7 protein-coding genes and 1 pseudogene are annotated in these 8858 nt (G+C 58.7%); 2 read left to right on the top strand and 6 right to left on the bottom strand.

Translation table 11 applies throughout. The annotated features are described in order from the left end of the window. From F8N85_RS17100 to F8N85_RS17090, 3 genes and pseudogenes are all read right to left on the bottom strand, one after another. Window positions 1–511, bottom strand: a pseudogene (locus tag F8N85_RS17100) (hypothetical protein); the annotation flags it as partial. Window positions 512–721: 210 nt separating this feature from the next. After that, the gene (recJ, locus tag F8N85_RS17095; protein ID WP_150804723.1) at window positions 722–2431 is read right to left on the bottom strand and encodes a single-stranded-DNA-specific exonuclease RecJ; all 1710 of its coding nucleotides are present in this window, start codon (window positions 2429–2431) and stop codon (window positions 722–724) included. Between the two features lie 66 nt (window positions 2432–2497). Further along, window positions 2498–3040 (bottom strand): YaeQ family protein, encoded by a 543-nt coding sequence (locus F8N85_RS17090; RefSeq protein ID WP_150641486.1) that lies wholly within the window; start codon window positions 3038–3040, stop codon window positions 2498–2500. Window positions 3041–3189: 149 nt separating this feature from the next. Between F8N85_RS17090 and F8N85_RS17085 the strand changes: the two genes are divergently transcribed. Further along, the gene (locus F8N85_RS17085) at window positions 3190–4389 is read left to right on the top strand and encodes a CaiB/BaiF CoA transferase family protein (RefSeq protein ID WP_150804722.1); all 1200 of its coding nucleotides are present in this window, start codon (window positions 3190–3192) and stop codon (window positions 4387–4389) included. After that, entirely contained in the window at window positions 4343–5275 is a 933-nt protein-coding gene (locus F8N85_RS17080; RefSeq protein WP_150804721.1) for a TIGR02285 family protein, read from the top strand. Before F8N85_RS17085 ends, F8N85_RS17080 begins: the two co-directional genes overlap by 47 nt. A gap of 168 nt (window positions 5276–5443) precedes the next feature. On the opposite strand, the gene F8N85_RS17075 is transcribed toward F8N85_RS17080, so the two are convergent. The 3 genes from F8N85_RS17075 to thrC form a co-directional block, all read right to left on the bottom strand. Next, entirely contained in the window at window positions 5444–5731 is a 288-nt protein-coding gene (locus tag F8N85_RS17075) for a DUF3509 domain-containing protein (RefSeq protein ID WP_150804720.1), read from the bottom strand. Between the two features lie 151 nt (window positions 5732–5882). Then, window positions 5883–7244 carry a transporter substrate-binding domain-containing protein gene (locus F8N85_RS17070; protein WP_150804719.1) on the bottom strand — a complete coding sequence of 454 codons (1362 nt, stop codon included), beginning with the start codon at window positions 7242–7244 and terminating at the stop codon, window positions 5883–5885. Between the two features lie 119 nt (window positions 7245–7363). After that, complete coding sequence (gene thrC / locus F8N85_RS17065; RefSeq protein ID WP_150804718.1) at window positions 7364–8773, bottom strand: threonine synthase; 1410 nt, start codon at window positions 8771–8773, stop codon at window positions 7364–7366. Window positions 8774–8858: the final 85 nt, after the last annotated feature.

Here is an 8858-nt window from a genome sequence, read left to right as displayed (position 1 = left end):
CAATGAACACATCGCCCTGTTGCACCGAAAACTGTGCCAGCGATTCGCCTGTTTTGGACGGCGTCACTTGCACTTCGCAACAACGCAGCGTTCTGACGTCCATCGTGTAATGCAGGCGCCATGTCGATGTGGCCGCTCCCGGCTCTGCCACGACACTGCCGTCAGCGGCAAGCAATCTGCGCCCCTGCAGCGCCGGACATTTCATCGCCACGGTCGGTGCCTGCTGGATCAACTGTTCAGTGATCCAGCCCAGCCATGCACCCGATTTATTGATCCGTTTGAGCAGGCCAACGTCCGATAGCTCCACCCAGTCCCCAGCGCGCGCGCGTTCCACCGTTTCGACCATCGAGCAATCAGCGCTCAGATACATCAATAACGTGCGCAATAAACTCTCCGGGCCGCTGAAGCGGCGACCGAACTTCAGCGCTCCCAGCTCTTTTGCCTTGGCTTCCCATCCCTGCGGCAATAGCGCCAACAGCTTCGGCCAATCTTCATCCAGTCTTTGTGTCACGCTTGCTTTCCCTGCTGCTCACTTTGCTTGGTGAATCAGATTCTACTATCTCTTGAGATTTGGTTAGCGCCTATGGGGCTTGCCCCCGCTGGACCGCGAAGCGGTCCTGAATCAGGCAACGAGTTCCCTCAGTTAGAGCCGGTGTGCCGGACTTACGACTGCTTCGCAGCCGATCGGGGGCAAGCCCCCTCGCCACAAAGGTTGCTCGATCTATCTGGGTTCGATATGGGCAATCATCAACTGCACGGTTTCCTGGCCGCGGAACTCGTTGAGATCGAGCTTGTAAGCCAGCTCGACCCAGCGAATGGTCGGATTGGGCCAGATTTCGCGATCGATGCCGAATGCGATGCCGTCGAGTTTCAATGAACCGCATTCACTTTTGAGCACCACTTTCAGGTGCCGCTCGCCGACGATGCGCTGCTCCACCAGCTGAAACACGCCATGGAACAGCGGCTCCGGAAAGTGCTGTCCCCAGGGACCGGCGTGGCGCAACGCGCGGGCCAGCTCCAGATGAAACTCTTCGACCGCCAGCGTGCCATCCGAGAGCAGCCGCCCGGTCAGGTCTTCCTCACGCAGCTGGCGACGGACTTCAGTGTCGAACGCCTCGGCAAACGCTGGGAAATTCTGCTCCGGTAGCGACAGCCCGGCCGCCATGGCATGGCCACCGAACTTGCTGATCAATTCAGGGTGTTTCGCCGCCACCGCATCCAGTGCATCGCGGATATGAAACCCCGGCACTGAACGCGCCGAGCCTTTGAGCATGCCTGCGCCAGCATCGGCAAAAGCGATGGTCGGGCGGTGGTAGCGCTCTTTCATACGCGAAGCGAGGATTCCGATGACACCCTGGTGCCAATCGGCTTCGAACAGGCACAGGCCGAACGGCATCGATTCCAGCGGCAAGTCCTTGAGCTGGGCCAGCGCTTCGCGCTGCATGCCTTGCTCGATGGATTTGCGATCCTGGTTCAGCTCATCGAGCTGGGTCGCCATTTCCCGCGCAGCAGCCATGTCTTCGCTGAGCAGGCACTCGATGCCCAGGCTCATGTCATCCAGGCGTCCTGCTGCGTTCAGACGCGGGCCGATAATAAATCCCAGGTCGGTGGAAGTGATTCGCGAATGATCGCGCTTGGCGACCTCCAGGATCGCTTTGAGACCTGGTCGTGCACGGCCGGCGCGAATTCGCTCAAGCCCCTGATGCACCAGGATGCGGTTGTTGGCATCCAGCGGCACCACGTCAGCCACACTGCCCAGCGCCACCAGATCCAGCAACTCGCCGATGTTCGGCTGCGGCGTGTTGTCGTACCAGCCCAGGCTGCGCAGGCGCGCGCGCAACGCCATCAGCACGTAAAAGATCACCCCGACCCCCGCCAATGCCTTGCTCGCGAACTCGCAACCCGGTTGATTCGGGTTGACGATGGCATCCGCCGCTGGCAACTCGTGACCGGGCAAGTGGTGGTCGGTGACCAGTACGGTCAGCCCCGCCGCTTTCGCCGCCGCCACGCCTTCGACACTGGAGATGCCGTTGTCCACGGTGATCAGCAGTTGTGGTTTGCGCTGCAACGCCACTGCGACAATTTCCGGGGTCAGGCCGTAACCGTATTCGAAGCGATTGGGCACCAGATAGTCGACGTGAGCGGCGCCCAGCAGGCGCAGACCGAGCAGGCCGACGGTGCTGGCGGTCGCGCCATCGGCGTCGAAGTCACCGACGATCAGGATGCGTTGACGCTGCTCCAGCGCCAGCACCAGCAGATCCACCGCCGCATCGATACCCTTGAGTTGCTGATACGGGATCAAGCGCGCCAGGCTCTTGTCCAGTTCAGCCTCCGATTGCACGCCACGGGCCGCGTAGAGACGGGTCAGCAGCGGCGGCAGGTCACCGAGAAATGGCAGGACAGCGGGCAACAGGCGGGGTTCGATACGCATGGGACGAGGGATTCTGCTCTTCAGGAAAAGGGATCAAACACAGGTGATGCAGACGGCTGGCGAGAGTCAGCCGCGCTCGCCGGTCAGCCACTGCAGCTGGACTTCGTGCTGGCCGCGATCGTCGGTGACGAAAATCGTGCCTTCACTGATCATCACGTCCCACTTGATAACCCGCGGCATGTCTTTGGCCAGCACTTCCAGAATCTCTTGTGGCACAGCGGCAATATTGACGTTTTTCAGGTTTTTCACTGCCGGAATCACCTTGGTTTCCCAGACCCGCAGGCTGCCATAGGCGAGCAAACTGGTGCGTTCGGTACGACGCGAGCACCAGGTCAGGCGATCGGCGTCCGGCTGGCCGACTTCGATCCAGTGCAGGACACGGTCATCCAGGCTTTTTTCCCACAGGGCTGGTTCGTCTACTTCTGACAGACCACGCCCAAAGGACAGCTGCTCGTTGTACCAAAAGGCATAGGCCAGCAGGCGCACGGTCATCCGTTCTTCGGTTTCCGAAGGATGGCGGGCGATGGTCTGCTTGACGCTTTGGTATACCCCACGATCGAGGTCAGTAAGGTTCAGTTCAAACTTGTAGGTCGTGGACGGCTGGGCCATGAACGGGCTTCTTGATACGAGGAAAGGCGGCAAGTCTAACCGATGCACAGGCCAATCAACGAATCCCGAGACTCATCAACCTTTAGCGAGATAGCCGGGCTATGTTAAAACGCTCTCTCCGTTCAGCCGTTTGTCCTACAGGATTTCCCATGTCGCTCACCGCCAAACCGCTTGCCGGGGTCAAAGTCATCGAACTCGGCACCTTGATCGCCGGGCCATTCGCATCGCGCATCTGCGGCGAATTCGGCGCCGAGGTGATCAAGGTCGAATCCCCGGATGGCGGCGATCCGCTGCGCAAGTGGCGCAAGCTTTATGAAGGAACGTCGCTGTGGTGGTTCGTTCAGGCGCGCAACAAGAAATCCCTGACCTTGAACCTGAAACACCCGGACGGTCTGGCGATTCTCAAACAGCTCCTCAGCGAAGCCGACATCCTGATCGAAAACTTCCGCCCTGGCGTGCTGGAAAAACTCGGCCTCGGCTGGGAAGTTCTGCATGCGTTGAATCCGAAACTGGTGATGGTGCGTCTCTCGGGTTTCGGTCAGACCGGGCCGATGAAAGATCAGCCAGGGTTTGGTGCGGTCGGCGAGTCCATGGGCGGCTTGCGCTACATCACCGGCTTCGAGGACCGACCGCCGGTGCGCACCGGCATTTCCATCGGAGACTCGATTGCCGCGCTCTGGGGCGTGATTGGCGCGCTGATGGCGCTGCGTCACCGCGAGGTCAATGGCGGTCAGGGGCAGGTGGTGGACGTCGCCTTGTATGAAGCGATATTTGCCATGATGGAAAGCATGGTTCCGGAGTTCGATGTCTTCGGCTTTATCCGTGAGCGCAGCGGCAACATAATGCCGGGAATCACGCCCTCCTCCATCCACACCAGCGCCGACGGCAAGCACGTGCAAATCGGCGCCAATGGCGACGCCATCTTCAAGCGTTTCATGCAGGCGATCGGTCGCACGGATCTGGCTGAAGATCCAACCCTGGGTAGCAACGATGGTCGCGACGGCCGCCGCGATGAGCTATACGGGGTGATCGATCGCTGGGTCAGCTCATTGCCATTGGATGCGGTGATCGAGCAATTGAATCAGGCCGAAGTACCGGCCAGCCGGATTTTCAGCGCTGAAGATATGCTCAGCGATCCGCAATTTCTCGCCAGGGAAATGTTCCTGCAGGCCAGGCTGCCCGATGGCAAAGCCTTCAAGATGCCGGGAATCGTGCCAAAACTCTCGGATACACCGGGTACATCCGAGTGGGTCGGGCCCGCGCTCGGCGAACATAACCTGCAGGTGCTGAATGATCTTGGTTATGACGCCGAACAGATCGCCCGGCTACGCGAAGTCGGGGCTATCTAAGCTGAGGGGCTTGTCTTTGATTCGCCTGCTGAGCATTTTCACGTTGCTGGCGTGCCTGCTGGCAGTGCCCGGAGTGGCTCAGGCCAAGGAAACGCTGATCTGGCTGCTGCGCGACTTGCCGCCCTTGACGATTTTCGAGGGGCCGCAAAAAGGACGGGGAGCGATCGATCAATTGATTCCGCTCCTGATCGCCAGCATGCCGGAATACGAGCACCAGATTGTGCGAGTCAACCGTGCGCGCGGCATGCAAATGCTCCTAGCCCCCTCGTTCACCTGCGATCCTTCGCTGATCTGGAATAAGGAGCGCGCGCAGCGGATCGTGTATTCGATAACGAGCCTCAGGATCATGAGCAACGGCCTGGCAGTGCGCCTTCAAGACCGTGCGGCCCTGGCGCCGTTCATGGTCGACGGTCAAGTCGATCTGGGATCTCTGCTGGCCGCTAGCGGCAAGAAACTCGGGGTCGTTGCCGAGCGCAGTTATGGTCAACCGGTAGATGGCCTGCTGCATCAGGCAGCAGCCGAGGTATTGGCTGCGCACTATGGCAATGACGCGCTGGGCAGCCTGCTGCAAATGCAGCGTCTGGGCCGTCTGAGCGCGTTACTGGGCTATTGGCCGGAAATCCGCTACCAGGCGCAGCAACAAGGCATATCGCCTACTGAGCTGGCGTTCTACCCGATCAAGGACACGGAAAAATATCAGTCGATTCATGTCGGTTGCTCGGACACCGCACAAGGGCACCAAGCCATTACCCGCATCAACAAGGCCTTGGGCGGCTTGCGCCAGGACACACTGAGCGGATTCTATGCCGCCTGGCTTGATCCAGAGATGCGGCGCGATTATCTGGCAGACGCCAAGGCCTTTTTTCAGGGCCCGCCGCAGGAATGACAAATACCAGGCAAAAAGAAACCCCGAGAAGTGGGGAGACGACTCGGGGTTAAACGTGGCCTATAAAGACCAGTACAACAAGCTACAAGCACCGGAGCACAATGCTTGATCCTGTTGTACAAAATCTGACTGGTCCGACGGCATTAAGGTTCCCCAAAAAATAAAAAATCAATTGTTCCTGGCGAATGCCTTGTCCTGCGCGGCGTTGCGCAAAGCAGCAATAACACAGGGTTCGAGGCGCCCTTCAGCAATCAACACGTCACGATGCAGGCCATCGACAACATCTGTCAGTGCACGCTTGTCGCTCAGTTGGGCCTGATTGAACTCCCGTTCGACCACAATGGCTCCGGTGGCATTCTTCAAGGTCACCAGGCATTCGCCATGGGCACCCGACGGCGTCAGAGCTACCTGATACGGGCTCAACGCCTCTCCTAGCAACAGACTGATACTCTCCATCTCGATCACCACTCAATAGTCCGAAAACAAAGTGCCTAAGGGCGTGTCCACAGTAAATGACCACCGGCCCGAGAAGAAAGTTCGTCACCTCAACGTGAATGGGTAGAGCATGCAGGTGAAACATGACAGAGATAAAACAGCCGGCCCGCAGTCAATCGGTACCAGGCTCTTTGTGCTCATTGAAATCGATCCAGCCACCCAGCAATCCTCGCAACTGTCCCTCTGCACTGTAAAATGGGACCGTCCACTGATAGACATTCATAACGCCGGTCTTGAACCTCAACTGTCGATTGATGAATCGGGTTCTTTGCGTGCTCAACTGCTCCATGAGCTCCCCATGCAGCTGCTCGGCCATCTCCCAGGGAAAGACATCGACCTCCGTCAATTGGCGCCCTTGTACCTGAGCCTGGCGAACCGATAACCGCTCTTCATAGCTGTTGTTGCACATGACCAGGCGCGCTTCCAGGTCGCGGACAAAAATCGGATTGGGAATGGCATTGAGCAGCACTCGCTCAAAAGCCAGTTGATCATTGAGTTGTTTTTCGACCTTGAGACGCTGTTGTATCTGCCACTTCAGCCGGCGATTCCAGACCAGGGAAATAATTCCAAGCACCACGGCGACACCCCCTCCCCACCCTACCCAGCGCGAAACACGCTGCCACTGGGAGACCGGAGCCGCAGGCACAATGCCGCCCAGCCACTTCTGGCGAATGGCACGCATCTCGGCGGCGGTGAACGCACCGAGAGCCTTATTCAGGATGCTCAACAACTGCGGCTGATCCTTACGGATCGCCAGGTGATCGGACATCCATTTGCCTTCGACACGGTGCCCCACCTTGAGTTGTCCTAGCGGATACAAATGCGCGCCCGTCTCGTTCTCGATAGCCACATCCGCCTCGCCACTTTCGACCAGGGCCCGGGCCTCGGCATAGGTCTTGACCGAGCGCAGGCGAATATCCGGATAGTCACGCTTTATGCCGGTCTCCAGAGCATGGCGTTCCGGTAGCGCCAGAACCTTCCCCGAGAGTTGATCAAGGGAAACCCACGGCGGATCCTCTGCCCGGATCACGAAGACCCAGCCCGATCCTCCAAAGGCATGACTGAAGTCGAGAAACGCTTTGCGCTCGTCATTCACCGCAAGGGTGGTACTCATGTCCGCCTTGCCATTTTCCAGCAGCCCGAGCATCTGAGCGTTGGAAAAGGTTTCCTCATGGATAAACTGCAACCCCGTCAGCGCTGAAATTCGCTTGAGGATATCGCTGTTCAAACCGGCCCACTGCCCACGTTTGTCCTTGAACAGATACAACGGATACTGCAATGAAGCCACTATGACTCGAGGGTGTTCCCGGATCCATTCCAGCTCTGCCGCGCCAAGCCCGGGGGCCTTGCCCGCGATAGAGACCTCAGGGGCATTTGACCCGCCGGGAGCCGCCAGGGCGGGATGACCAACACCCACCGTTGCGAAAAAAAACCACCCGCACAGGGCCGGTTTGAACCCGATAAAAAACCGCATGGCCACTCCCTCTACTGTCATTCACCCGTCCTTCAATGGCGAAACTACGACAAGTGTGGCACGCAGAAATGAGAAAGCCCGTCAGGAGACGGGCTTCAATATGTGACAGATCTAGTCAATCAAAGAGGCTTGCCGCGGTTGCCATGCTGGCTGACAAAGGCCTGCACGGCTTTCAGGTCATTGGCCAATACGGTGCAGCGTTCATCTCGCTCAAACAAATCAGAAAGATGAGCCGGTAGCTCAAGGGCTTTTCCTACGCCGGCTTTTTCCACGGCTTCAGGGAATTTGACCGGGTGAGCGGTTCCCAGAATCACCATTGGAATATCCAGGCTGCGACGGCACTCACGGGCAGCCTTGACGCCAATGGCCGTATGCGGATCCAGTAACTCGCCGCTTTGGGCGAAGACTTCAGCGATGGTTTCGCAGGTCTGTGCATCATCGACCGCCAGCGAATCGAACAACTTGCGCGTTTCGGTCCAGCGCTCGTCGTCAACGCTGAAGCCGCCGCCCTGCTTGAAGGTTTCCATCAGGCCGGCCAGCGCAGCGCCATTGCGACCGTGCATATCGAACAACAGACGTTCGAAGTTCGACGAGACCATGATGTCCATCGACGGCGACAGGGTCGCGTGCAGGGTTTGCTTGACGTACTGATTGCCGCTCATGAAGCGGTGCAGGATGTCATTGCGGTTGGTGGCGACGATCAATTGATTGATCGGCAGGCCCATGTTGCGTGCCAGGTAGCCGGCGAAGATATCGCCGAAGTTGCCGGTCGGCACCGAGAACGATACTGAACGGGCCGGGCCGCCCAGCTGCAGGGATGCATGGAAGTAGTAAACGATCTGGGCCATGATCCGCGCCCAGTTGATCGAGTTTACCGCAACCAGGCGCGTGCCCTTGAGGAAGCTCTGGTCGGCGAAACTGGCCTTGACCATTTCCTGGCAGTCGTCGAAGTTGCCTTCGATGGCGATGTTGTGGATGTTTTCGCCGAAGAGGGTCGTCATCTGCCGACGCTGAACCTCGGACACGCGGTTGTGCGGGTGCAGGATGAAGATGTCGACGTTTTCGCAGTGCTTGCAGCCTTCGATCGCCGCCGACCCGGTATCACCGGAAGTGGCGCCAATGATGACCACGCGCTCGCCGCGTTTTTCCAGCACGTAATCGAGCAGGCGACCCAGCAGTTGCAGGGCAAAGTCCTTGAACGCCAGGGTCGGGCCATGGAACAGCTCGAGCACCCATTCGTTACCGTTCAGCTGACGCAGCGGCGCCACGGCACCGTGAGAGAACACTGCGTAGGTTTGTTCGAGAATCTTCTTGAAATCGGCATCCGGAATACTGCCGGCAACGAACGGGCGCATCACCCGGAATGCCAGTTCGTGGTACGGCAGACCGGCCCAGGAAGCGATTTCTTCCTGGGTGAAACGTGGCAGGTTTTCCGGCACGTACAGGCCGCCATCGCTGGCCAGACCGGCCAACAGGACTTCTTCGAAATTCAGGGCCGGTGCCTGGCCGCGGGTACTGATATAGCGCATAAGATCAAACCTTCGGTTTGGGCTTCAAGCTTCAAGCTACAAACCGCAAGCAAATAGGCTTGCGGCTTGAAGCTTGACGCGTGCA

It is taken from the genome of Pseudomonas fluorescens (assembly GCF_902497875.1).
Lineage (GTDB): Bacteria > Pseudomonadota > Gammaproteobacteria > Pseudomonadales > Pseudomonadaceae > Aquipseudomonas > Aquipseudomonas fluorescens_BR.
Note: the sequence above shows the minus strand (reverse complement) of the source record. Positions and strands in the feature narration are given on the sequence as shown.

Bases quoted from the DNA above. Each gene is read 5' to 3' on its own strand.
- F8N85_RS17075 (WP_150804720.1), bottom strand. From the start codon at position 5,731: ATGGAGAGTATCAGTCTGTTGCTAGGAGAGGCGTTGAGCCCGTATCAG.
- recJ (WP_150804723.1), bottom strand. From the start codon at position 2,431: ATGCGTATCGAACCCCGCCTGTTGCCCGCTGTCCTGCCATTTCTCGGT.
- F8N85_RS17080 (WP_150804721.1), top strand. From the start codon at position 4,343: ATGACGCCGAACAGATCGCCCGGCTACGCGAAGTCGGGGCTATCTAAG.
- F8N85_RS17070 (WP_150804719.1), bottom strand. From the start codon at position 7,244: ATGCGGTTTTTTATCGGGTTCAAACCGGCCCTGTGCGGGTGGTTTTTT.
- F8N85_RS17090 (WP_150641486.1), bottom strand. From the start codon at position 3,040: ATGGCCCAGCCGTCCACGACCTACAAGTTTGAACTGAACCTTACTGAC.
- F8N85_RS17085 (WP_150804722.1), top strand. From the start codon at position 3,190: ATGTCGCTCACCGCCAAACCGCTTGCCGGGGTCAAAGTCATCGAACTC.
- thrC (WP_150804718.1), bottom strand. From the start codon at position 8,773: ATGCGCTATATCAGTACCCGCGGCCAGGCACCGGCCCTGAATTTCGAA.